At 51.2% G+C, this 23,154-nt stretch carries 24 protein-coding genes and 1 tRNA gene; 12 read left to right on the top strand and 13 right to left on the bottom strand.

From position 1 onward, the window contains the following. Positions 1-4: 4 nt before the first annotated feature. Both EV294_RS23370 and EV294_RS23365 read left to right on the top strand, forming a co-directional pair. Positions 5-727, top strand: coding sequence for a response regulator transcription factor (locus tag EV294_RS23370; RefSeq protein ID WP_132311239.1), 723 nt, complete (start codon positions 5-7; stop codon positions 725-727). A gap of 168 nt (positions 728-895) precedes the next feature. Next, on the top strand, positions 896-2,182 hold the full coding sequence (locus tag EV294_RS23365) for a putative bifunctional diguanylate cyclase/phosphodiesterase (RefSeq protein ID WP_132311237.1): 1,287 nt from the start codon (positions 896-898) through the stop codon (positions 2,180-2,182). A 103-nt stretch (positions 2,183-2,285) separates the two neighbouring features. On the opposite strand, the gene EV294_RS23360 is transcribed toward EV294_RS23365, so the two are convergent. Continuing rightward, complete coding sequence (locus tag EV294_RS23360; protein WP_132311235.1) at positions 2,286-2,504, bottom strand: hypothetical protein; 219 nt, start codon at positions 2,502-2,504, stop codon at positions 2,286-2,288. Positions 2,505-2,610: 106 nt separating this feature from the next. After that, positions 2,611-2,814 carry a hypothetical protein gene (locus tag EV294_RS23355; RefSeq protein ID WP_132311233.1) on the bottom strand — a complete coding sequence of 68 codons (204 nt, stop codon included), beginning with the start codon at positions 2,812-2,814 and terminating at the stop codon, positions 2,611-2,613. Positions 2,815-3,226: 412 nt separating this feature from the next. On the opposite strand from EV294_RS23355, the gene EV294_RS23350 reads away from it, so the two are divergent. Together EV294_RS23350 and EV294_RS23345 are read left to right on the top strand one after the other, a co-directional pair. Next, entirely contained in the window at positions 3,227-4,036 is an 810-nt protein-coding gene (locus EV294_RS23350; protein WP_243711769.1) for a serine/threonine protein kinase, read from the top strand. A 69-nt stretch (positions 4,037-4,105) separates the two neighbouring features. Continuing rightward, a tRNA-Thr gene (locus tag EV294_RS23345) sits at positions 4,106-4,180 on the top strand. A gap of 175 nt (positions 4,181-4,355) precedes the next feature. On the opposite strand, the gene EV294_RS23340 is transcribed toward EV294_RS23345, so the two are convergent. Beyond that, a complete protein-coding gene (locus EV294_RS23340; RefSeq protein WP_132311231.1) occupies positions 4,356-4,742 on the bottom strand; it encodes a hypothetical protein in 387 nt (128 codons plus the stop codon). Positions 4,743-5,292: 550 nt separating this feature from the next. After that, positions 5,293-5,550 carry a hypothetical protein gene (locus EV294_RS23335; protein ID WP_132311229.1) on the bottom strand — a complete coding sequence of 86 codons (258 nt, stop codon included), beginning with the start codon at positions 5,548-5,550 and terminating at the stop codon, positions 5,293-5,295. A 546-nt stretch (positions 5,551-6,096) separates the two neighbouring features. On the opposite strand from EV294_RS23335, the gene EV294_RS23330 reads away from it, so the two are divergent. After that, complete coding sequence (locus tag EV294_RS23330) at positions 6,097-6,657, top strand: superoxide dismutase family protein (protein WP_132311227.1); 561 nt, start codon at positions 6,097-6,099, stop codon at positions 6,655-6,657. A gap of 61 nt (positions 6,658-6,718) precedes the next feature. On the opposite strand, the gene EV294_RS23325 is transcribed toward EV294_RS23330, so the two are convergent. The 3 genes from EV294_RS23325 to mscL form a co-directional block, all read right to left on the bottom strand. Next, positions 6,719-6,988, bottom strand: a complete 270-nt coding sequence (locus tag EV294_RS23325) for a phage holin family protein (protein ID WP_132311225.1) — start codon at positions 6,986-6,988, stop codon at positions 6,719-6,721. Between the two features lie 762 nt (positions 6,989-7,750). After that, a complete protein-coding gene (locus EV294_RS23320; protein WP_132311223.1) occupies positions 7,751-8,383 on the bottom strand; it encodes an NUDIX hydrolase in 633 nt (210 codons plus the stop codon). Positions 8,384-8,410: 27 nt separating this feature from the next. Beyond that, positions 8,411-8,917 (bottom strand): large conductance mechanosensitive channel protein MscL, encoded by a 507-nt coding sequence (gene mscL, locus EV294_RS23315; protein WP_132311221.1) that lies wholly within the window; start codon positions 8,915-8,917, stop codon positions 8,411-8,413. 243 nt (positions 8,918-9,160) lie between these two features. Between mscL and EV294_RS23310 the strand changes: the two genes are divergently transcribed. Together EV294_RS23310 and EV294_RS23305 are read left to right on the top strand one after the other, a co-directional pair. Then, positions 9,161-9,928, top strand: coding sequence for a sporulation protein (locus EV294_RS23310; RefSeq protein ID WP_243711768.1), 768 nt, complete (start codon positions 9,161-9,163; stop codon positions 9,926-9,928). A gap of 244 nt (positions 9,929-10,172) precedes the next feature. Beyond that, positions 10,173-11,246, top strand: coding sequence for an FUSC family protein (locus EV294_RS23305; protein ID WP_132311217.1), 1,074 nt, complete (start codon positions 10,173-10,175; stop codon positions 11,244-11,246). Between the two features lie 739 nt (positions 11,247-11,985). Here the strand turns inward: EV294_RS23305 and EV294_RS23300 are convergent. From EV294_RS23300 to EV294_RS23285, 5 genes are all read right to left on the bottom strand, one after another. Continuing rightward, complete coding sequence (locus EV294_RS23300; protein ID WP_132311215.1) at positions 11,986-12,273, bottom strand: transposase; 288 nt, start codon at positions 12,271-12,273, stop codon at positions 11,986-11,988. A gap of 27 nt (positions 12,274-12,300) precedes the next feature. Then, positions 12,301-12,444 (bottom strand): hypothetical protein, encoded by a 144-nt coding sequence (locus EV294_RS30425; RefSeq protein ID WP_165930788.1) that lies wholly within the window; start codon positions 12,442-12,444, stop codon positions 12,301-12,303. Positions 12,445-12,539: 95 nt separating this feature from the next. Then, positions 12,540-13,136: a TVP38/TMEM64 family protein gene (locus EV294_RS23295; RefSeq protein ID WP_243711767.1), complete on the bottom strand. Its 597-nt coding sequence runs from the start codon at positions 13,134-13,136 to the stop codon at positions 12,540-12,542. A gap of 69 nt (positions 13,137-13,205) precedes the next feature. After that, positions 13,206-14,375 carry an MFS transporter gene (locus EV294_RS23290; protein ID WP_165930793.1) on the bottom strand — a complete coding sequence of 390 codons (1,170 nt, stop codon included), beginning with the start codon at positions 14,373-14,375 and terminating at the stop codon, positions 13,206-13,208. Between the two features lie 39 nt (positions 14,376-14,414). Then, positions 14,415-15,611: a diglucosyl diacylglycerol synthase gene (locus EV294_RS23285; protein WP_165930787.1), complete on the bottom strand. Its 1,197-nt coding sequence runs from the start codon at positions 15,609-15,611 to the stop codon at positions 14,415-14,417. A 178-nt stretch (positions 15,612-15,789) separates the two neighbouring features. Between EV294_RS23285 and EV294_RS23280 the strand changes: the two genes are divergently transcribed. Beyond that, complete coding sequence (locus EV294_RS23280) at positions 15,790-16,770, top strand: aldo/keto reductase (RefSeq protein ID WP_132311207.1); 981 nt, start codon at positions 15,790-15,792, stop codon at positions 16,768-16,770. Between the two features lie 48 nt (positions 16,771-16,818). On the opposite strand, the gene ilvA is transcribed toward EV294_RS23280, so the two are convergent. After that, positions 16,819-18,087, bottom strand: coding sequence for a threonine ammonia-lyase IlvA (ilvA, locus tag EV294_RS23275; protein ID WP_132311205.1), 1,269 nt, complete (start codon positions 18,085-18,087; stop codon positions 16,819-16,821). A 101-nt stretch (positions 18,088-18,188) separates the two neighbouring features. Here ilvA and EV294_RS23270 point away from each other — a divergent pair, with 101 nt between their 5' ends. The 4 genes from EV294_RS23270 to EV294_RS23255 all read left to right on the top strand — a co-directional run bounded on the left by EV294_RS23270 (position 18,189) and on the right by EV294_RS23255 (position 23,141). Next, entirely contained in the window at positions 18,189-18,734 is a 546-nt protein-coding gene (locus tag EV294_RS23270) for a hypothetical protein (RefSeq protein ID WP_132311203.1), read from the top strand. A 131-nt stretch (positions 18,735-18,865) separates the two neighbouring features. Continuing rightward, positions 18,866-19,873: a LacI family DNA-binding transcriptional regulator gene (locus tag EV294_RS23265; protein ID WP_132311201.1), complete on the top strand. Its 1,008-nt coding sequence runs from the start codon at positions 18,866-18,868 to the stop codon at positions 19,871-19,873. A gap of 1,232 nt (positions 19,874-21,105) precedes the next feature. Beyond that, entirely contained in the window at positions 21,106-22,146 is a 1,041-nt protein-coding gene (locus tag EV294_RS23260; RefSeq protein ID WP_132311199.1) for a LacI family DNA-binding transcriptional regulator, read from the top strand. Between the two features lie 83 nt (positions 22,147-22,229). Next, positions 22,230-23,141 carry an ABC transporter permease gene (locus EV294_RS23255; RefSeq protein WP_132311197.1) on the top strand — a complete coding sequence of 304 codons (912 nt, stop codon included), beginning with the start codon at positions 22,230-22,232 and terminating at the stop codon, positions 23,139-23,141. The last annotated feature ends 13 nt before the right edge of the window (positions 23,142-23,154 follow it).

Here is a 23,154-nt window from a genome sequence, read left to right as displayed (position 1 = left end):
GCCGGTGTATAAAGTTTTAGTAATTGAAGATGACGTCATGATGAGGGATATGCTGTCGATGTACTTGTCGGAAGAAGGGTATTCGGTTAGGCAGGCGGGAACGGGTGAAGATGGCTTGCGGATCGTTCAGGAGTTTGCGCCTGATGTTGTTTTGCTTGACCTGATCCTGCCTGATATGGATGGTATGGGGGTTTGCGCCTCTATTCGTGAACGATCGCATGTGCCTATTATGATTTTGTCGATGAAAAGCGAAGTCTCCGAGCGCGTTCAGGCCTTGAAGGCCGGAGCTGATGATTATATGTGCAAGCCATTTAGCATGCATGAGATGACGGCTAGAGTGGAAGCCCTGATCCGTCGTTCCCAGTTTAGTGCGGCGGAAGCGGAGACGGCTGGCGCGGCGGAAGCGGAAGCGATGGATCTCGCGCCGATTCAGCTGGACGCCGAGCGCAGAATGCTTCTTGTCAGAGGCAAGCTGATCGAGACAACCTTTTCAGAATTCGAGATGATGAAACTCTTCTTATCCCATCCGGGCAAGGTATTCAGCAGGGAAGAACTGATTAATACGATTAGAGGGTTTGATTCTTTTGTAACGGATAGAGCCATTGATGTGCATATCGTGAATCTTCGCAAAAAAATCGAGCAAAACCCGAAAGAGCCCCGTTTAATCCGTACGGTATGGGGCTTTGGTTACAAATATACGACCGACCACAGTCAGGAACATGATTAAGGTAAGCGACCTGAAGATCACCTCCGCTGCAAGGTGATCTTTTTTATACCCACTTGTCCGAATGCTGGCAAATACCTAACATACTTCTAAAGAACAATCCGCAATTTTTCTAATACTTATATGGGACTATAGGATTAACAGTAATGACAAAAGGATGGTGTAGCAATCGTGCATGGGTTAGCCAGTTTACCTGAACGGCAGGAGGCTTATGCTCAGCTGGAGGTGGCTTTGAGCCGCGCGCGGGCGTCAGGACAGCGGCTCGTTGTGGCATTGATTCAGATCGATCGTTTCTATGGTGTGAATGAGGCCAAGGGCTTAGAGGCAGGCAACCAGGTACTAGAAAGTATCGGAGGACGGTTAAGTCAAGGGGCTGAGACGGCCTTTGTTACCTTGATCAGCGGCGATACTTTTTTAATGGCTAGAGAAATCGGATACTCGCAGGCGGAATGTGCCAATGCGGTGGAAGAGATGAAATATGCAGCGCAATACCCGGTTTCCTATGGGGGAGCGGAATTGAATTTGACGGCAAGCATCGGTACCTGCCTGTTCCCGCAGAACGGACGGACAAGCGAGAGACTGCTCGGGCATGCCGAGACAGCGCTCTTCAAATCGCGGGAGCAGGGCGGCAACCGGATTACGTTTTACAGTGAAGAAGAGACGGCCCAGATGAACCGCTGGCTGGAGGTTGGAGCATTGCTGCGTCCGGCCCTTTACATGCGTCAGTTCCATCTGAGCTATCAGCCGATCTTCCGCACGGACGGCGGGCGTCTACGCGGCTTTGAAGCGCTTCTGCGATGGAATCAGCCGGAGCTTGGGGCGATTTGGCCGGCGGAATTTATCCCGATCGCCGAGCAGAACGGCCTGATCGTGCCAATCGGCGAATGGGCGCTGCGCGAGGCCTGCAGGATGCTGGCGGGCATGCAGGAGTATGGCCTGAAGGAGCTTGTTATTGCGGTTAATGTTTCGCATGTCCAGCTGATGGACAACAGCTTCTGCAGCATGGTTGCCCATGTGCTGGAGGAGGCGGGACTCGAGCCTTCTTGCCTGGAGCTTGAGGTGAAGGAGGATGTTATTCTTCATTTCACGGACAAAACATTAGCCGTACTCAGCCAGCTGCGCGCATTAGGCGTCAGAATTACGCTGGATAACTTCGGAGAAGGCTATGCTTCGCTTGCGAACCTCAAGCAGCTGCCGGTCAACAGCGTAAAGATCAGCAAATCGTTCATCCGCCAGATTGATGTGCAGAGCGTCGAGCGCCATATCGTGGAAGCCATGATCGGGCTGCTGCACAAGCTGGAGATTGAGGTTATTGCGGGCGGCGTCGAATACGAGGAGCAATACAAGCTGCTGAAGGAATGGAGCTGCGACTTTGTGCAGGGCTTCCTCCTGGGATCCCCGATGCAGCCGGACTTGCTCGATATGTCGATCATCCGGAAGTCGCCGCAAACGGCATAAATAATCAACCAGGTAAAATCTAAAAGCCCTGAAGGATTCGCGTTTGGCGGATCTTTCAGGGCTTTCGTATTTGCCGGGTCATTGGATTGGTTAATCGCCGTTGTTAGCTTACTTCAAGATACAGCTTCGTCCCGTCATTGTATTGGAAAATGGCGACATCGCGGACAACCTCGACCTTCGATATGCGTTTCCACTTCTTGCGGAAATCGAAGTTGTATTCCATCTCAAGCAATTTATGATGAAGTTGTTCAACGGAAGCCGCCTGTTCGTTAACGTAATAAACGGGAACCGAACGGTCTTTGAAGGTAATGATTTTCATCATACCATTCGCACCTCCACTCGTTTTTTTCCAGTTTACTAGAAACGTTTTAGCCGCTTATAAAAAGGTCATAAGGATATTGTTTAGTTTGCTAACAATATTCTAACAATTAGCTGCTGTAGCTGCCATATTTCTTCTTGTAATGGCTATGACCGTATGGGGGCTGCTGCGGCGGATAATAGTTTCCTTTTTTGTAATCGCTGCTGCTATGGCTGCGGTGACCGTAATGGCCGTTGTGGCCGTAGTGCCCATGTTTGTTATAGTGTTTACCTGTGACGGAGCCGAGGAATCTTTGCAACAAGTGTTTAAGCATGATTGACCTCCTAAAAAGAATTATCACCCAAACAGACCAATAGGGACTGTTCGTGATGATTCTTGCTTCGAAAGCATAAGCCTAAAGAATTATCACCCAAACAGGCCAATAAGGACTGTTCGTGATGATTCTTGCTTCGAAAGCATAACCTTAAAGAATTATCACCCAAACAGGCCAATAAGGATTGTTCGTGATGATTCTTGCTTCGCAAGCAGCAGCTTACCTATAATTAAGTCTTTGTTAAGGAATTGAAACATTCCGGACTTATGAAATACTACGCGGCCGATAAACTCTGGTTTCATGAAAAGCCGCCTATTCCGCTGCTCCGCGCGGAAACCAAACCTACTCTCATCCCGTATGCAAAGGGCAAGGAGGGATTCCTATCTGGTGGAAGCAATGGATAAATAATTGGGTGGACTACCCTCTGAGGCAGGGGATGATCTGGGGCGGGAAATACCGGATCGAGGAATTTCTGGGGATGGGCAGCTACGGTCAAGCCTACCGCTCGACGGATTTGCGGAGCGGCGAGACCGTTCTTCTGAAGCGGGCAAAACCAAGCAAGCGCGATACCGGCCGGAGATTGCTGGAGCGGGAAGGCGATATACTTCAAAAGCTTGTTCATCCGCAGATGCCGAAGCAGTTGGACTGGACTGTTCACCGCCGGGAAGAGGCGCTTGTTATGACCTATGTTGAAGGCATGACGGCAGAACAGGCTATTCTGCTTGAAGGAAGAACGTTCACGCAGCTGGAAGCCCTGCGCATCATAGAGGCTTTGTTATCTCCCCTGCAGTATCTGCATGAAGCCGGTTATGTGCATCGGGATGTGCGAATCCCGAATGTTATGATAAACGCAAAGGGGATTTATCTGATTGACCTAGGCTTAGCCTGCAGGATTGGTGAAGAGAACCCTGACGGACGAGACGCTGCCGGACCGCCTAGCGGCTTCGCGGATAGCTGGGGAGCCGTGAAGTTCCGTATGCGCCAGCCGGAGCAGGCCAGCGATTTATATGGGCTCGGACATTTTTTTCTGTTCCTGCTGTATGCTGGATATACGCCGCGGAAGGGCGAGGAGGAACGGAGCTGGGAAGAGGAACTTGCGCTTGAGCCGGAAATCAGGAGCTTCGTGAGGGGATTGCTTGACGGCAGGTGGACGTCGGTAACCGAAGCAAGACAGTTGCTGGAACAAATGATGAAGCATTATTCCTCGGGAAATAACGAATAAGGCTGCAAAATGTCGAATGATAATACGGTTGACTTTTACCGCAAAAATTCGTATCCTAAATAATGTCTCGCTGATGTAGCTCAGGGGTAGAGCAACGCACTCGTAATGCGTAGGCCGGGGGTTCAATTCCCTTCATCAGCACCATTTTACTAAAAAGTCCGTTAAATCAACGTTTTGACAATGTTGAATGTTACGGATTGACATACGGAGGGCTACGCATTCCGCGCAAAGATTCGGACGTGCGTAGCTCCATAATACGGGGCCTCTCGCGAAATTCGCGAAAGGCCTTTTAGTTGTCAAATCAATATATTCCTTACATTCAGATAATTATACGATACCAATCTAACAATGCATTTTTAACTGCGGTTCTAATCTCTTTTTCCATGAAACTTCCTGAGTATATTCGGGTCTTAACCGAGTCAAACACAGCCTCGATGTTGATGCTATCTAAACTGGTTGCCGACACCCATAGGCCATAGAGCCTTGAGTTTGCATACGAGATATAAATAGCTCGAGATCTATTCGATTGCATTTCCAAAGTACGATCAGTATCGACAAACGCTTTAATAACTGGCATCATTTCAGACTTCACACGCTTTATCACGTCGTTTACATCTTCTTGATCACTGTAGCTTTTGTGCTTTTTCTCATTCTTCAATTTCTTCATTTGGTCACGGAAGTCTACGAATTCATCTTCTTTACTCATTTAGTGTTACTCTCCATTCCAAAATGTAATGCCTTGGTAGGGCTGCCCGTCTCATGGCGGTCTGTATTGATGCCCGTGGATTCTCAATAAAAAGGGTACGGATTATATTCCGTACCCTCTAAATAGACACCGACAGAATGGATTCGACTTCGCATTCTTCTCTTTAACGTCGAGATGAATGCAGCGAGATTGCTTGAATACTGCGAGGATTAATGAACAAGACTTCATTATCGACCAAGAACAGTGCAGAATTCCCTTCAAATCCAAGGAATGTCGCATTGATCCCACGTGGACCCGTGTGGTCAAATACAACGTCTACGCGTACCCCCGGAGAGAGACGGAATAGAATGCTTGGAGCTCCACCAAACCCTCCATTAAAACCAGAACCGCAACTCATATTTTTTTCCTCCCTTCAATGATTCTCATACAGAATATGAGAGTTGGTTAGCAAACGACAAGGCTAATCTACTAATGAATGAATGGATTTTGTGAGATTAATAGAGTACGGATCATAGTAGCCTTAATTAGGCAATCGCAAGAAGGTAGTGACTTAACATCCTTCTCTGTGATTTCGAGGCGCATGCAACGAGATTGCTTGAATACTACGAGGATTAATGAACAAGACTTCATCATCGACCAAGAACAGTGCGGAATTCCTTTCAAATCCAAGGAATGTGGCTTGAATCCCACGTGGACCCGTGTGGTCAAATACAACGTCTACCTTTACTCCTGGAGAGAGACGGAATAAAATGCTTGGAGCACCACCAAACCCTTCATTAAAACCGACACCACCACAACCACAACTCATATATTTATCCTCCTTCAATGATTCTCATGCAAAATATTAGATTTTATTAACAAAAAACAAGGCTAATCTACTAATGAATCACATTCTTCTCCTTTAATTTCGAGATGAATGCAACGAGATTGCTTGAATACTACGAGGATTAATGTACAAGACTTCGCAATTGACTAAAAACGTTGCAGAATTCCCTACAAATCCAAGGAATGTAGCCTCGATCCCACGTGGACCCGTGTGGTCAAATACAACGTCTACACGTACTCCTGGAGAGAGACGGAATAGAATGCTTGGAGCACCACCAAACCCACCATTAGAACCAACACCACAGCCACAACTCATATATTTTCCTCCCTTCAATGACTCTCAAACAAAATATGAGAGTCTGCTTTTATACTATTCGGATTTGAAAGAGAGGTATGGACGACTGACTTAGTCGAAACGCGTAAATTAATTGACATATAGATTTATAGAGCAAAATATTTAGGCAACGAATGAATATTTATCCTCCGCCTGGAAAAGCTAACTTGGAAATTAAGCCCCAAGGAGGATAACATGAACAAATCAATGATGCTGTGTTCGCTTGGCTTCCTCGTCGCAAGCTGCGGATTTTCCAGTGCAGCAATGGCAAGCCAAGGACATGGCCACCACACGCGCAGTCATGTGATGGAAGCGAAAGCCGCTTTTATCGATACGAAAGGTAATCAAATTGGGACTGTCGTATTGACGGAGGAAAAAGACGGCGTGCATCTGAAGCTGGAGGCTAAAGGTCTTACTCCAGGCGTTCACGGCATTCACTTCCATAATGTCGGAAAATGCGAGGCGCCGTCCTTCGAATCGGCCGGCTCGCACCTGAATCCGAAGAACAAACAGCATGGCTTTGATAATCCGCAAGGGTTCCACGACGGCGATCTGCCGAATATTACGGTAGGCAAAGACGGCACTGTGAAGGCCGAGATTATTTCGAAAAATGTAACGCTCGACACAGAGGCGCCAAACTCGCTGCTTCCAGCGGCCGGCACCGCGCTTGTTATTCATGAAAAAGCGGATGACTATAAGACAGACCCATCAGGCAATTCTGGCAGCCGCGTTGCCTGCGGCGTAATCCAGCACTAACATACAAAAGGCACAGCCGTCCTCTTCGGACAGCTGTGCCTTATTCAATTCATCCGCGGTTTTATCCCTTACCTCTTTTTATAAACGTCTGCTTCACCAGCTGGCTTCCGTACACGGAGAAGGCTCCGCATAAAATACCCTGCAGTACGCTTTCCACATGAAAGCCTAAGATGAGACAGGAACAGAGGATGGCTACCGCCGTTACCGCATACACAATGGTCCAATCCGGCACAATCGGTGTCTGCTTCAGCATATAACCGATTACCCAGCAGGCTGCCACAACAATCATTAACCGGGGGTCAATGAGATTCGTAATATCCTCCCACGACATACCGCCACTTCCTTCGCTCCACGCTTTAGCATCGTACTTTATTCTATGAATCCATGGAGCGTAATGAGGGGGCTTTAGCCTATGTCATACAAATAAAGCGCGTTGCATGAAGCCTGGAACCGTAACGGCGGCATAGCAGGCCATTCCTTTTTGTCTGACAGGGCATTTCTACACTCATTCATCGGCCTACGCATACGATATGTCAGATATGTTACAGGAGGCGAATGACAATGCCGATTATCCCAAACTTCCCGCGGGAATGGATGGAGGAGCATACAGTATGGCATCATCAGCATCATGTGACGCCGGGCACGATACCTCCGGTCGGGTTTGGCGAGCAATTCTTGCGTTTTCACCGATATTTTATCAATAAGGTGTATAACTGGTTCGACCGTATGGGCTACGACAAAAGGGTCGTTGCCGGCTGGCCGGAAATGCCGCCTGGAATATTGCAGGCGCCATGCATGAATCAGCAGGCGTTATACCGCATTCTTTACAATCCGCGATCATTTCCTTCGCTTGACGAGTTTGGCCGGTTTATAGAGTACAGCGGTGTTCACGGCTGTATCCATGCCACCGCTGCGCAATTGTATAACAACCCGGAGATCGATAACTTTGACCTCTGCACAAGGCAGACCTTGTTCTACAACATCCATGGCATGGTTGATCAATGGTACCGGAACTGGGAAGCGGCCTGGGGAGTTCGCTCTGACAGCTATGACAGCAGTGTCCGCAAGCCAGGATTCCCAAGCGGCGTATCGGTTACGTACAATCGCGCAAAGCCCGCATTATCGATGCGTAGTAGCTCGGTTCCCGAGGCACGAATTCAGCAGCTCGGACGGCTCTCGTCGCCTTGGATAGGACACCATCGGCCGTTATCTCAACGCCCTGGCATACAAGCTCCGGCAGCTCGCTCTCGAACAGCGCAATCATTTGTTCGACGTCAGCCTCGTATACAGCCGCCACTTCTTCAGCTTGCAGCTTTAAGGCATCAAGCGGAACGGGGCATACAAGCGCAAAAACGTCGCTGACTTCGCGGTCGATAAAAGGCACGCCTTTTACGTCGCCAAACATTTCCTTGCGTGCTTCGCCGAGCGGAATGAGATCCTCGAAACGGACGGCTACGCCAAGCTCCTCTTCGATTTCGCGGACCGCATCCTGCATGGTCTCGCCAGCAGAGAGGTGACCGGCTGCGGTAATATCGTAAAAGCCGGGATAGGTATCCTTCCCGGCTTGCCGAAGCTGGAACCGCACGAAGCGGCGGTTCTCCTCTCGGCGCGTCAGCCAGCAATGAAAGGATCGGTGCCAATAGCCCAGCGCATGAGTCTCGGTACGGCTTGCGGTGCCAAGGGGGTTAAGCTGTTCGTCGTAAATATCGAAGCGTTCTTCTGCCATCGGAACCTCCACTTTTTTTACCGAGTTCTAGCTGCCGGCTGCCGTTCCTTCTTCCAGCACGGAAGTGCAATGCTTGCAGCGCGTAGCTTTGACCGGAATTTGGGACAAGCAGTACGGGCATTCTTTTTCCGTCGGCTCAGCTGGTGCGGGAGCTTCCTCCGGTTTAATGCGGCGTAGAATATTAATCCCTTTAACGAGCATAAAGATACATAAGGCAACGATGAAGAAGTCCAGCAATACGTTGATAAACTGGCCGTACGCGATAACGGCTACGCCGTATTTGGTCGCATCCGTAAGGGTATGGATGTCGTGCATCGCAACGCCTTCCGGCAAAGGCTTGTCCGAGCCCAAGTTAATGAATAAGTCCTTGAAATCCGCGCCGCCGAGCATACGCCCGATGGGAGGCATAATAATATCGTTAACGAGAGAGGTAACGATTTTGCCGAAGGCGCCGCCGATAATTACACCGACTGCAAGATCGATTACATTCCCCTTAATGGCGAATTCCTTGAACTCTTGAATGATTTTTCTCATAAATAAAATTCCTCCTACATTGACAATCGAGCCGGTTCTTGCGCAGAGAAGCATTCTACTTCCTACTATAACCAAACTCTATGTAATCTACTCTACTATATTAGTCGATCTTGCTTCCGATAGAAAGTGCCAAGGTCCAAGAGGGCCAAATCCTTCCGGAAAAATGCAACTTCTCTAACCGGTGCGCCGTAATAGGCTTAAGCAATATTTTAATCCAATGATAAAAATGAAGGGATGGATGACATGTTTAACCGTTTATTGGCCAGTATTGGAATTGGTTCCGCCAAAATCGATACGCTTCTTGAAAAGTCACAATACGTGCCTGGCGAAGAGGTACGGGGTGTAGTCAATATTCGAGGGGGAAATGCTCCGCAAAACATAGATACCATCCAAATGTCGGTAATGACCGAATACATCCGCGAGAGCAACGACAATAAATTCCGGCAGCACGGAGAAATCGGACGCTTTCATGTGAGTGCTCCGTTTACGCTGGAGGCCGGCGAGACAAAGGAAGTGCCTTTCAGCTTCCGCTTGCCGTATCAAACGCCGCTTACCATCGGCAGAGCGCCGGTATGGGTGAAAACCGAGCTGGAGGTACGCGGCGGGGTGGACCCGGGAGATAACGACCGTATCGATGTTCTGCCTACCAGCGCCATTAACACGGTGTTCCATGCGCTGGATCTGCTTGGCTTCCGGCTGCGTCAGGCGGAATGCGAATATGCCCCGCGGCACGGCGGCGGAATGCCGTTTGTGCAGGAATTTGAATTTGTGCCAACCGGCCAGTTCCGGGGTCAGCTCGATGAGCTCGAGATTATGTTCTATTCGTCCGACCGCGAGCTGGAGCTGCTGCTTCAGGTGGATCGCCGGGCACGGGGGCTGGGCGGAATGTTTGCGGAAGCGTTTGACCTGGATGAAACGTTTGTACGCTGCAGATTTACCGAGGAACAGCTGCAGGCGGGACCTACCGTTATTGCCCGCCAGCTGTCCGAATTGATCGCCAGAACGATCTAGCTGCTTGGCTAGGTCGGGCGCCCGGGACGAGTCCGAGATGCTTCCTTTTGGGCATCTCGGGCTTTTTTTTTGCGCGAGTCGGGGATGGGGAGGCGAATCGCGGCCGGAGATATCCGCCGATTGGTTTGATTCAGCTTCCCGTTGATTGGTTAATAAGGGGAAAACCTTGGCTATTTTAGCGTTTGTGGCATAATAAAGGGAAGACAAGGAAGGGCGAGTTGTCGCTCACGAAGGAGAAGTTGGTATGACGATTGGAGCGCGGGTGCTCAAGACAGGCATGGCAGTCGCACTTGCCATATACCTGAGCGGATTGTTTGGTTTTGCGTCTCCGTTGATTACAACGGTCGCAGCGATTCTGACGATCCAGCCGTCCATTTACCGCTCTTGGCAGCAGGTGCTGGATCAGTTCCAGACGAATCTGCTTGGGGCTGCGATGGCACTGGCCGCAATGAAGCTGTTCGGGCAAACGCCGATTGCGGTAGGACTTGTATGTATCTTGGTTATTCTGGTCAGCATCCGGTTGAAAATGGAGACAACCATCGGCGTTACGTTGGTGACGGTTGTCGCGATTATGGAAGCGCACGGTCAGGTAACTACGATGGCGCTTGAGCGGTTTCTGATGGTATTAGCGGGGATGGGGGCAGCGTTTACCGTGAATGTGCTGGTATTCCCGCCGAGGCCAAGAAAGCAGTTCACCGAGCAGGTGCACCACGCTTTCTCGCAGATGTCGCTGCTGCTGCGGACGGCAATCTCAAACGAGATGAAGGAGCAGGTGTACCGCAAGGAGAAAGAGAAGCTGCACAAGACGCTGCGCAAGCTTGAGGACCGCTACAACCTGTTCGAGGAAGAGCGGAAAATACTGGCCCGTACGAAAATCAGCCACGCCCGCCAGCTCTTGGTTTCCAAGCAGATGATCAAGGCGCTGCAGAAGGGATCGGATTTGCTCGAAGTCGTCGAGGAGCATTATTTCTCCACGCCGAAGGCAGGCGACTGGGCTATGCGCTTCGATCGTCAAATCGAAGATTTGACGAAGTATCACGAATCGATCGTGCTGAAGATCGAGAACAAGATGAAGCCTAACATGTCGATGGAGCCGGGCGAGGAGCGGGAGGCGCGCCTTGTTGCCGAGCTCACCGACTACGTCCGCGAGGACCCGGACGAGCATAAGCGGCTGATCTTCGTCGCCTCGGCGTTGTTCGAATACGCCTACCATTTACGCCGCCTGGAGAAGCTCGTCGATCACATCCAGCGCCCCCACGGTGAAGCCGAAGAGCGCCGCAGCGCGGAGAAAGCCGACGCCGCCGCGGTTCGGGAGTAGTAGCAGCTCGTTGAGCGTCATAAGACGGATGTTCTAGCCGGTGCGAGTCGCGAAATAAGAGGAAAAAACCGAGTTACAGAGGTGCGGCCGTTCGAGTACGGGGTTAAAGCAGCTTAATAAGACGGAAAAACCGTGCTGCAGCCGGTGAACGGATGGTCTGACTGGTGCGAGGCGGTGGGTGGATAGTGTGATGCACATTTCAGAGCTTAACGATGTGCGACATCTCTAAGCGTTCGAGAAGGCAGCCTAGCTACCACCTTAACGATGCGCGACATCGTTAAGGAATGCAAAAATAGCCCGTGAATTCCAAAGGTAGCGTTTCGAGCTAACTTAATGATGTGCCACATCGCTAAGCGCTCGAAAAGGGAGCCTAGCTGCCACCTTAACGATGCGCGACATCGTTAAGGGATGCAAAAATAGCCCGTGGATGGCCAAAAGTAGCGTTTCGAGCTAGCTTAACGATGTGCCACATCGCTAAGCGCTTGAAAAGGCAGCCTAGCTGCCACCTCCCTCCAGACCTGAGGTCGGCCAGCTGAGCAGCCGACCACAAACGCCCCCTCATCCAAAAATGAGGGGGCGTTTGTGCGTTTTTGGGGGACAGGGAATGTGTCTCCCGAGGAGCGGAGCATTTCTTGCCTTGATGTTCAAGCAAAGTGTGTACAACCGCAGCCGAAGGAGCTACATTCCCGTCACCGCCGATCCCAAGCGGCCAAATCAGCCAGCAGCCAGCAATCGCAGGCTAAGAATCCGTCTTATTGCTCCCCTTGTGGCGCCGCGGATGCTGCATATGCGCTTCCGGATCGTCGTCATCGTCTTTTGCAATCAGACGCGGATCGGTACGGCCCTCGTGGTGATTGTCGAAGTCAAGCTCGACAAGCTCCCACTCGGTATTGCCGTTCTGCGGATCGGCTGGGAATACATCGCCGCGCTCCAGCTTTTCCACGCGGCCGATTTCGTTTTTATAAACACCCGACACCTCGACATGCTCGCCAGACATCGGATCCATTTCATTATGCTGTTCGCTCATGGCCCACTCACTCGTCCTTCCCTTAGCTTATAATCCGTGCTTCGGTACCGCTGCCGCATCGGCTTCGGATTGCTTCTGACTAGCTTGCTGTTTGCCTTTGCCGGTACGATCGGCTAATGATTGCGCTTTGCTGGCTTCGACTTGTTTATGGGACGGCCATTCACCTGACATGCTGCCATCCTCCTTTCGGCTGTTAATCCTTTAGAAGTGTGCCACGAAAGGAGGCTATGTATGAGTCGTCAAGGCCAAGAGGAACAAATTACTGCTTAATTCACGTGATAGCGGGATTCGATTTTTTTGCCGCCGAACCACATGACGATAATGACGGCACAGGTGACGAAGATGCGCCAAGGCTCCTCGCGGAAGCTGCCGATATTGAAGCTGATCAGCGAGATGCTTAGAATCATGACCCCTTTTCCCAGCACGGTCGCAAGAACAAAGGTGCGCAGCGAGATTTTGCTGAAGCCCGAAACGATATTAATGATGGACGACGGGGAGAACGGAAAGCAGGCCAACAGAAAAAGCGGCGTAAAGCCCTTTTGATCCACCCATCTGAAGAACCGTTCGGTTTTGGGAAACCTGCGTTCGATTTTCGACTTGACGTTCTTCCCAAGCTTGCGGCTGATCAGGAACACGCAGATCGCTCCGACGGAGACCCCAAGCCAGGAGAGCAGAAAGCCAAGCCACAGCCCGAAAATATTCGCGTTAGCCGCAACAATAACGATTAAAGGAAGGAAAGGCAGGAACGATTCGAGAAGCGGCAGCAGAATGCCGGGCAAAATACCAAACTGCGAGTAACTCTCCAACGTTCGCTGCAAATGCTCAAGGTCCAGATTTTTCATTTGGACGTACAAATTATTCATGCTCTCCATCACATGCATGGCTGTTACCTACCCCACTTAACCCCAATCGGGAAAATATTTCGTTCTATTTCATTTGCCGTTCATTTTCGTTGCCGGAATCAGCACATAGAGCAGGGCAATGAGTCCAAACAGCATGGCGCTTACCCAGATCACCGTGGGAGAGCCAAAGCTTGCAGCGAGTATTCCTCCGGCCAGCGGTCCGATCATGCCGCCGAGACCTTCAACGGTCGACAGCAGTCCCCAGCCCAAGCCTTCCTGCTTGGGCGGCACGTAAGCCGCGAGCAAAGCATTCCAAGCCGGCAGAATAGCCGCATAAGATAGACCAAGAATCATTACAATAACTAAACAATACCAAAACGGAAGCCGCCATGCCAACAAATAGAGCCCGGCAGCGAAAACGGCAAAGCCGATAATCAGAAACCACTTCTTGCCGCCAAGCTTGTCCGACAGCCGCCCCATCGGAATAAGACCGGCTGCCGCGCATACGCCGCCTGCTGTAAGCAGCAGGGAATATTGAGCGCCTGCAAGGCCAAGCTCGCTTTCCGCGAAGCCCGGAAGGACGGGGACAAGCATGCTGGCGCCTGCCGTCTGCAGAATCATGCCCGGCAGAAGCATGCGCATAGCTTTTATACGTTCCGTTAAGGCAACAAGTTGCCGTTTTAACGGAATCGCCTGAATCTGCTGTCCGCCGGCCTTTGCGCTATTCATGAAGAAAGCCAGGAACGCGGCTAAGATCGAGAGGATCAACAGAAGGAAGTAAGTTCCGCTCACGTAATAATCGAGCAGAATATTGCAAACAATCGGACCGGCGCCAAGTCCCGTAAGCCAGACGGTGTAGAGAAAACCCATTTGGCTCGCCCGTTTATCGTCCGATACCTTCGTCAGACAAACGATCCAGATCGGCGACATGCCGATGCCGTAAAGAGCAGCGGCCGCTATGAACAGCCAGGCAATATGGGCGAACTGAATCAGAAACACGCCAGCGAGCGAGATCAACAGGCCTGTCCGCACGACAAACCGGATCGAGAACCGGTCGAGCAGATAACCGATGACCATCTTGAGCAGCGTATCCGTCAAATAATGCGCCGTAATCGCGATGCCGATGATATCCAGAGATAACCCGAGGACCTTCGTTCCGTAAATGGGGAGCAGGCTGATCAGCACCGCGCCCCGTACGAATTCCACCAAAAACAAGATCGCGGAGATGAGCCGCATCTCCGCTCCGAACCTCATGCCCATATTTTTCACGAGCGGCCAGGCTCCTTTACGATTTTACCCTTAACTATAGCGTTGACCAAATTTTTGATTCCAACCGCATTCCCGCAAAATATGATGGGCAATGCTGTCCGCTGCCGCATCCTCCGTCTGGAGGCGCTGCACGGCCGTTCTGCTGTGCTGCAGCTTTTCTGGATCGCTGATCAGCTTGATGATACTTGCGGCTAGTTTCTCGGGATTATGGCTGATGACGGCCGCTCCTTTGGATTGCAGATAACGGGCGTTCTTTTTCTCCTGGCCCGGAACCGGCCTGTAGAGGAATAGCGGCAGGCCCGCCCATATCGCTTCCGCAAGCGTGACGCCGCCCGGTTTGGATACGAGACAGGTTGCCAGAGACATCAGCTCATGAACCTGATCCACGAAGCCGAACAGATGAAGGCGGTCCGCCGAAGGGTGATTCCTGAATTGGTCTGCTATCGAAGATTTCAGCAGGCGGTTACGCCCGCAGACAAGCGCAATTTGCGCATGAGGATGTTGTTCCAGGAGAAGACGGCACAGCTCGTCGCAGTCCGGCATGACGCCTTGCGCGCCAGGCATAAGAAGAATGACGGGCTGCCTTGGGTGAAGCCCATATTTTTCGAAGAGCTCAAACGAAGGAGTCGGGCTGCTCTGAAAGCCGCGTCCAAGCGGTATGCCGGTGACGGATACGCGTCCGGGATGGATGCCAAGCGAGCCTAACTCCTGTTTCAGATCGTCGGTAGCCACGAAATAACGGCCGATACCGGGATGTACCCAGCGGCGGTGCAGATCGAAGTCGGTAATAACCGTGTAGGTTGGGATGGAAGCTCCGGGATGGATCGTCTTGCTGAGCCGGCCGCGGTGAAGGGCAGGCAGCGCGAAGAAAGGAAAGGTATGTATCACCGCGTCGGGCTGTTCTTTTTGCAGCAGCTTCTTCATCTTGTCGCGGCCAAAGGAGTGAAGGAAGCCGCCGAACAGGGAGTTATGCTTCATGGGCCTCGTAACATCGTAGACCCAGCCGTACAAATGAGGGATATGCGTATAGCTTTTCAAATACACCCGTCTTGTCATCTCGTTCAGCCAAGGATGAGACTCGGCCATCAGATCAACCATGACGGTCCGGTTGTTGCCCGCCTCTTCCAGCGCGTCGCGGATCGCTTTGGCGGCCTGTAAATGGCCTTCCCCATACGAAGCATACAAAATCAGCACCTTAGGCTGATAGCCGTTATTCGCACGAACCAATAGATGCACACCTCCTGCCGCAAGTATAGCGGAACAATGTCAACGCATTGTGATCATGTTGGTTCCCTCTTGTTAATTTTGTATAATGGGACATGTATCCAAAATTTAATCTGAGCTTTTCCTTGGGCTGCCCGCATGCGCCGCAGGGAAAACTCACAAAGTGGGAGTGAATCGGAAGATGAAGTACACTTATTTGGGCCAGTCTGGCCTACGTGTGAGCCGGCTTTGCCTCGGAACGATGAATTTTGGCGTTGATACGGATGAGAAGGAAGCGTTCCGCATTATGGATGCGGCGCTTGACGCAGGCATTAATTTTTTTGATACCGCAAATATTTACGGCTGGGGCGAGAATTCCGGCCGCACGGAAGAAATTATGGGACGCTGGTTCGCGCAAGGCGGCGGACGCCGCGAGAAAACAGTGCTCGCTACCAAAGTATACGGCGACATGCATGATCCTTATGACGGTCCAAACCGCGAAGCAGGTCTTTCTGCCTATAAAATTCGCCGCCATTTGGAAGGCTCGCTGCGCCGTCTCCAGACGGATCATATCGAGCTGTACCAGATGCATCACGTTGACCGCAACGTCAACTGGAACGAGCTGTGGGGAGCATTCGAAACGGCTGTTCATCAAGGCAAAATCGGCTATGTAGGGTCGAGTAACTTTGCAGGCTGGGACATTGCGGTGGCGCAAGGGGAAGCCAAGGCGAGAGGCGCTCTTGGTCTGGTCTCCGAACAGCATAAATACAATTTGCTATGCCGTCTGCCCGAGCTGGAAGTGCTTCCGGCTTCGAAGGCGCTTGGTCTTGGCGTTATTCCTTGGAGCCCGCTGGATGGAGGATTGCTCTCCGGCAGTCACCGTCATGGCGGAGCCGGCCGCAGAAGCGGCGAGAGAAACGAGCGCTTTGCGCAGGTGAAGCCGCAGCTGGATGCGTACGGGGCATTATGCGACGAGCTGGGAGCGCCGGAGGATCTGGTATCGCTGGCTTGGCTGCTTGCGAACCCGGCCGTTACGGCACCGATTATCGGGGTGCGCACGCTGGAACAGTTCGAGCGGTCTTTGCGCGCGGTTGAGCTGACCCTGGACGAGTCGGCGCTGAAGCGGATCGACGAGATCTTCCCGGGTCCAGGCGGAGACGCGCCGAAAGCCTACGCTTGGTAAAAGTTCAGCAAGCGGTAAGCCGTCGGCGCGCCGTATAGAGCCTATTTATTAGATCAAGAGATTAAAAAGGACGGGGTCTTTGTTCAGTTCGACGAACTGGAAGCCTTTCTTCTGCATCCGCCCGATAAGCGCCGAGTAGTCCTCGCGCTGCTTGAGCTCAATGCCGACAAGGGCCGGGCCGTTGTCTTTATTATGCTTCTTCGTATATTCGAATCGGGTAATGTCGTCGTTTGGGCCAAGGACATCATCGAGAAATTCTCGGAGCGCTCCTGCTCGCTGTGGAAAGCTAAGCATGAAATAATGCTTCAGTCCTTCATAGATGAGCGAGCGCTCTTTGATTTCCTGCATCCGGTCGACATCGTTGTTGCCGCCGCTGATGACGCAGACGACCGTTTTGCCGGCGATTTCATCGCGCAGCGCGTCAAGCGCCGCAATCGGAAGCGCGCCGGCCGGCTCGGCGACAATCGCGTTCTCGTTGTACAGATCAAGAAGAGTGGTGCAGATCTTGCCTTCCGGTACGGTCCGCACATCGTCAAGCAGCTCGCGGCAGATGGAGAAGGTCATATCGCCGATCCGTTTGACCGCAGCGCCGTCCACGAATTTGTCGATATGCTCAAGCGGCGTCACTTCCCCGGCATCCAGGGAGACGCGAAGCGACGGCGCGCCTTCCGGCTCTACGCCGATCACCTTCGTCTGCGGGGAGACTGTCTTCACATAAGAAGCGATGCCCGCAACGAGGCCGCCGCCGCCCACGGATGCCAGCACATAGTCCGGCACCGTCTCCGCGGCTTCCATGAGCTCCTGGCCAACGGTTCCGTTGCCCGCGATGATCTTCGGATCATCGAACGGATGGATGAAAGCCATGCCGCCGCGTTTGCATTCGGCTACGGCTTCGGCATACGCATCGTCAAACGTGTCGCCGGTCAAGATGACTTCGACAAATTCGCCGCCGAAGAAGGAGACCTGGTTTACCTTTTGACGGGGCGTCGTGCTTGGCATATAGATTTTTCCCTGCACGCCAAGCGCCTGACAAGAGTAAGCCACACCCTGGGCGTGATTGCCCGCGCTTGCGCAGACAACGCCCGCGGCAAGACGCTCCGGCGGCAGAGAGCGCATGAGATGGTAGGCACCGCGGATTTTGAACGAACGGACGATCTGCAGATCCTCGCGCTTCAGGTATACGTTACAGCCGTAACGCTCGGAAAGAACGCGGTTGTATTGCAGCGGGGTGCGCGTAATGACATCCTTCAGATGCATTTGCGCATGAACGATATCTTCAAGTCCGATCTTGGAGGAATAGGATGATTGGAATTCCATAATATAAAAGTCACCTCGTTAATAGTCGCGATTCGACAAACACTGATGATTCATTATAGCATTATCTTTGTTGTTATGTAGGCGAAAAGGAGGTAGACAAAATGTTCCGCTGGCTGAAATGGTTGATCCTTACCGTGGTGCTGCTTGCTGCCATTGCCGCAGGCGGGGGATTATGGCTCAAATCCTATGTTGCTCCCGAGGAGAAGCTTGATTTAGCTTATGATCCTGTCTCCATAAAGGATAAAGCGGTGGAGATGGTTGCCAATCTGAAGCCGGAGATCGTGCTGTCGGAAGCGGATGTGAACAATTTGATCAAAAGCCAGCTGCAGAGCAGCCCCGCGTCGCTGCCCCCGGATATGACCCTGGACGGTGCGCGCTTCGAGGTGAACGGCGACAAGCTGATTGCCCATCTGAATATGACTTATCATGAATTTTTGCCTGTAGGCATGCTGGCCACTTACAAGATGACCTGGCAGGCGCCGAATCTGACCTTCGAGCCCTTGTCCCTGACCGTGAAAAACTATGATCTGGGGAAGGACCGGCTTGACCGGATCGTTGTCCCCATTGAGCTTCCCAGCCTGATTTCGATCGGCAATATGGAGTTCCAGCAGGATCGGATTGTGATCAGGCTGCGGCTTCAGTTATAAGCTTGGCCTCTGTCCGCGCGACAGAGGTCTTTCATTTTGCTCCCAAGGGCTATCAATAGCAAGAGGCTGTATTGAACTTGGTAGAATTTACTCATATAATTAGAAAAAACGTTACGTTAAGGGATCATATCGTGGACAAAAAAATAGTGGATGTTGCGAAACGGGCAGGCGTATCCGCCGCTACGGTATCGCGGGTGCTTAACGAGAGCAGTCTTGTATCGGAGAAAACGAAAATAAAGGTGCTCAAAGCAATCGAAGAAATGGACTACCATCCCAATGCGGCAGCCAAGCATCTGCGTTCCCAGCGGACGATGACGCTTGGCATTATCGTTCCGGATATTAACGTCTCTTATTTCTCCGAGATTATTAAAGGCATCGAGAATAAGGCGTACGCGCATAAATATAAGGTGCTTATTTGCGACTCGGATAACCAAATCGAGAAGGAAATGGAGTACCTGGGACTGTTGCCGGACAAGACGGTTGACGGCATGATTCTCGTTACGCCGCGTGTTAGTGACGACACCATTAATGAGTATGTGCAGAAGGGTTATGTCATTGGCGTGGTTGGACGGGCAGTCGTGCACGAGGATATACTGAGCTGCAAGACGGATAACGTAAAGTTCTCGAATGAGGCGGTGCGGCATCTGGTTGAGCAGGGACACCAGCAAATTGCCTATATCGGCGGCTATTCCGATTCCCTCGAGAACTATGAGCGGATGGAAGGCTACATGAAGGCACTTAAGGAAGGGAAAATCCCGTTCCTGCCTACCTTGATTGATAATGGCGACTTCGAGGAGACCGGCGGCTATCAGGCGTTCAACCGTCTGCTTGAGCGCAATCAATCGTTTACGGCGGTCTACTGCGCCAATGACGAGATGGCGCTTGGGGTGTACCGGGCCTGCCGGGAGAGGGGAATCCGCATTCCCGAAGACATGGCGGTCGTTGGCGTCGATAATAACAGGATTACGGAATATTTGCTGCCTGCCCTTAGCACGGTAGAACAGCCGAAATACGAGATGGGCTCCCATCTCACCGAGAAGCTGATCGCCCAGATGAACGGAAACGAACAAAGCGCGCAGAAGAAATACGTTATTGAGTCCAAGCTGATCAAAAGGGAATCCTCCAGCTTTAAGCGCTAACAGTGGAATAGAGAAAGAGCTTGGTTGGGTCGCCCGCTAAGGCTCTTCACATTGAAGCTGCCATCTTGGCAGCTTTTTTGCTGTCTGGCCAACTGTAACCTTGCGGGAACGCGCTACAATAACTAACTTGGTTGAACGCACGATAATGCGCTGAGTCGGTTCATGCTGCACAAACTGCAGGATATATGCCCATTTTGAGCAGAATGGGCGAATTATGCTGCACAGAATGCAGGATATTGCGCCTAAAGGGGCTCGCTGGGGCTGCTTTTCTCTGATATCCTGCATTCCGTGCAGGATATTTCGGGTTACCGGATCTAATCGCACCGATATGGTGCATTTCGTGCAACGTAGGCACGTGGCGGCACTTTAACTAACTATAGTTACTTGGCTCGTACGCGAATGCGCTAGCATGCTGCTGGACCGCTATATATGCTGCTCAAAATGCAGCGTATATGCCCATTTTGGGCAGAATGGGCGAATTATGCTGCACGGAATGCAGGATATAGCGCCTAAATGGGCTCGCTGGGGCTGCTTTTCTCTGTTATCCTGCATTCCGTGCAGGATATTTCGGGTTACCGGATCTAATCGCACCGATATGGTGCATTTCGTGCAACGTAGGCACGTGGTGGCACTTTAACTAACTATAGTTACTTGGCTCGTACGTGAATGCGCTAGCATGCTGCTGAACCGCTATATATGCTGCTCAAACTGCAGGATATATGCCCATTTTGGCAGAATGGGCGAATTATGCTGCACGGAATGCAGGATATTGCGCCTAAATGGGCTCGCTGGGGCTGCTTTTCTCTGTTATCCTGCATTCCGTGCAGGATATTTCGGGTTACCGGATCTAATCGCACCTATATGGTGCATTTCGTGCAACGTAGGCACGTGGCGGCGCTTCAACTAGTTAATTACTTAGCTCATATACGGCCCAATGCCGCGTGACAGCAGCAGACATCAAGAATGCGTTGCGAAATGTAATCGAAACGCAAAAACTCGGCAAATCCAGGTTCATTTTCAGAAAATGAGCGATTTCCCCTTTAACTTTGTTATCGATTTCACAAAGATAAGATTCACATCATCAATCAGGAAAACGAAAGAAAGCCCATAAACACGCGGTTTCCGAGGGTTTTCGGAAAAAAATCGGACAAACTTTGAAAAATGTTATTGAAATCGATTTCAGCACGTGCTAATATCGGTGTATAAAAGTCAGGCAAAAAGAAAGTGATGCAATGAACGAGAGCAAGATTATTGACGTAGCGAATCGCGCTAAAGTGTCCGTAGCAACGGTTTCAAGAGTGCTGAATCGAAGCGAGCTAGTAAGCGAGAAGACGAGGAAACGGGTGCTCGAGGCCATTCAGGAGATGAATTATACGCCCAATGCCATGGCCAAGAACCTGCGGTCCAGGAAGACGATGAAGATTGGCGTTGTTGTCGCGGATATTGAAGTTTCTTATTTCGCGGAGATTATTAAAGGCATCGAGAATATGGCAAACTCTCTCGACTATAACGTCATTATCTGCGATGCGCAGAACAAGAAGCAGAAGGAGCTCGAATATGTCTCCTTGCTGCAGAACAGAACCGTTGACGCCATGATCTTCGTTACCCCCGAGATGACGAACAAGGAACTCATCGGATTGGTGGAGGACGGCTATAGCATTGGCGTAATCGGGAGAAATATCGACCATGAGCAAATTCCTTGCGCCTTCACCGATAACGTGAAGATAGCCAGGGACGTTGTGAATCATCTGATCGGGCAGGGGCATGAGAAGATCGCGTTCCTGAGCGGATACGCGGATGCCATCGACAGCTATGAGCGTCTTGAAGGTTATATGAAAGCGCTTCGAGACGCAGGGATGCCCTTCATTCCGGATCTCATCGACAACGGGGATTTCAATGAAGACGGCGGCTACCTCAGCTTTATGAGGCTTCGCGAGAAGAACGATGACTTTACGGCGATTTTTACGGCTAACGACGAGATGGCCTTAGGCGTGTACAAAGCCTGCAAGCAGTTATCGATACAGGTGCCGCAGCAGCTGGCGATCGTAGGCGTCGACAATATCAGGCTTACGAAGTACATTGTGCCTCGCCTCAGCACGGTTGATCAGCCCAAATACACGATGGGCGCGCTGCTCGCCGAGAAGCTGATTGACCAGATGAACAACAATGAATTCAAGGACAAACGGACCTTCAAGGTCGAGTCCAAGCTGTTGATCCGGGAATCTTCCATGTTCGATAGAAATCCCGTGAAAAGCAGCGAAGCTTCGAAGTAAAGCCTCTTTTTTTTGCAGAATAAAGAAATCGATTACATTTTTAATTCATTTAGCTTATTTTGAAGTCACGGAGGAATGCCGGTATGAAAGGTTTTTTCCAGGAGCTCGTACGGAATCGAATTTTGTTCCTCATGATTGCGCCTGCGTTGTTATTCTTTATAGTCTTTGCTTACGTTCCGATGGTGGGGGTCTACTACGCGTTCACCCGGTTCAGCTTTGACGGAGGGTTGTTCGGGGGAGAGTTCATCGGATTCAAGAACTTCGAATTCCTGTTCAACTCGGGGGTATTGTGGAACCTGACGAAAAATACGGTGCTCTACAATATCGCCTTCATTATTATCAGCAACGTCCTGCAGCTGGCATGCGCGATTTTCCTAAGCGAGCTGCCGGGCAAATGGTTCAAGAAGTCGACGCAGTCCATTATGTTCCTGCCGTTCTTCGTTTCGTTCGTCCTTGTAGGCGCTTTCGTATTTAACCTTTTCTCGAACGCTGGCGTTGTGAACACGATGCTGACATCGCTGGGCTTCCAGCCTTACGACTTCTATCTGCATACGGCGCCATGGAAATACATCATCGTCTTCTTCCATGTATGGAAAGGGCTTGGCTACGGTACGGTGATCTACTTGGCAGCCATTATGAGCATCAGCGATGAGTACCATGAGGCGGCCAAGATCGATGGAGCCAACATCTTCAAGCGGGTTAGGCATATTACGCTTCCGCTGCTTGTTCCGACGTTTATCCTGCTGATCCTGCTCAGCCTCGGCGGCATTCTGAAAGGCCAGTTCGACCTGTTCTACCAAATCATCGGCAACAACGGTATGCTTTACAACTCCACGGATATTATCGATACGTACGTATACCGCTCGCTTGCGGTCAACTTCGATATCGGCATGGGTACGGCAGCCGGTCTTTATCAATCGCTCTTCGGCTTCGTGTTAATTATCTTGGTTAACTATATCATTCGGAAAGTGCAGAAGGACTACGCACTGTTCTAAGGAGTGAATCGAC

It is taken from the genome of Paenibacillus sp. BK033, from assembly GCF_004345425.1.
Classification (GTDB): Bacteria; Bacillota; Bacilli; order Paenibacillales; family Paenibacillaceae; genus Pristimantibacillus.
Note: the sequence above shows the minus strand (reverse complement) of the source record. Positions and strands in the feature narration are given on the sequence as shown.

Excerpts from the sequence above, each read along its gene's own strand:
- EV294_RS23330 (WP_132311227.1), top strand. The coding sequence starts at position 6,097 with ATGAACAAATCAATGATGCTGTGTTCGCTTGGCTTCCTCGTCGCAAGC.
- EV294_RS30425 (WP_165930788.1), bottom strand. The coding sequence starts at position 12,444 with ATGTCAGGTGAATGGCCGTCCCATAAACAAGTCGAAGCCAGCAAAGCG.
- EV294_RS23360 (WP_132311235.1), bottom strand. The coding sequence starts at position 2,504 with ATGATGAAAATCATTACCTTCAAAGACCGTTCGGTTCCCGTTTATTAC.
- EV294_RS23290 (WP_165930793.1), bottom strand. The coding sequence starts at position 14,375 with ATGGGCATGAGGTTCGGAGCGGAGATGCGGCTCATCTCCGCGATCTTG.
- EV294_RS23355 (WP_132311233.1), bottom strand. The coding sequence starts at position 2,814 with ATGCTTAAACACTTGTTGCAAAGATTCCTCGGCTCCGTCACAGGTAAA.
- EV294_RS23295 (WP_243711767.1), bottom strand. The coding sequence starts at position 13,136 with ATGAATAATTTGTACGTCCAAATGAAAAATCTGGACCTTGAGCATTTG.
- EV294_RS23310 (WP_243711768.1), top strand. The coding sequence starts at position 9,161 with ATGTTTAACCGTTTATTGGCCAGTATTGGAATTGGTTCCGCCAAAATC.
- mscL (WP_132311221.1), bottom strand. The coding sequence starts at position 8,917 with ATGAGAAAAATCATTCAAGAGTTCAAGGAATTCGCCATTAAGGGGAAT.
- EV294_RS23335 (WP_132311229.1), bottom strand. The coding sequence starts at position 5,550 with ATGAGTTGTGGTTGTGGTGGTGTCGGTTTTAATGAAGGGTTTGGTGGT.
- EV294_RS23305 (WP_132311217.1), top strand. The coding sequence starts at position 10,173 with ATGACGATTGGAGCGCGGGTGCTCAAGACAGGCATGGCAGTCGCACTT.
- EV294_RS23340 (WP_132311231.1), bottom strand. The coding sequence starts at position 4,742 with ATGAGTAAAGAAGATGAATTCGTAGACTTCCGTGACCAAATGAAGAAA.
- EV294_RS23260 (WP_132311199.1), top strand. The coding sequence starts at position 21,106 with ATGAACGAGAGCAAGATTATTGACGTAGCGAATCGCGCTAAAGTGTCC.
- EV294_RS23300 (WP_132311215.1), bottom strand. The coding sequence starts at position 12,273 with ATGAGCGAACAGCATAATGAAATGGATCCGATGTCTGGCGAGCATGTC.
- EV294_RS23255 (WP_132311197.1), top strand. The coding sequence starts at position 22,230 with ATGAAAGGTTTTTTCCAGGAGCTCGTACGGAATCGAATTTTGTTCCTC.
- EV294_RS23280 (WP_132311207.1), top strand. The coding sequence starts at position 15,790 with ATGAAGTACACTTATTTGGGCCAGTCTGGCCTACGTGTGAGCCGGCTT.
- EV294_RS23270 (WP_132311203.1), top strand. The coding sequence starts at position 18,189 with ATGTTCCGCTGGCTGAAATGGTTGATCCTTACCGTGGTGCTGCTTGCT.
- ilvA (WP_132311205.1), bottom strand. The coding sequence starts at position 18,087 with ATGGAATTCCAATCATCCTATTCCTCCAAGATCGGACTTGAAGATATC.
- EV294_RS23320 (WP_132311223.1), bottom strand. The coding sequence starts at position 8,383 with ATGGCAGAAGAACGCTTCGATATTTACGACGAACAGCTTAACCCCCTT.
- EV294_RS23325 (WP_132311225.1), bottom strand. The coding sequence starts at position 6,988 with ATGTCGTGGGAGGATATTACGAATCTCATTGACCCCCGGTTAATGATT.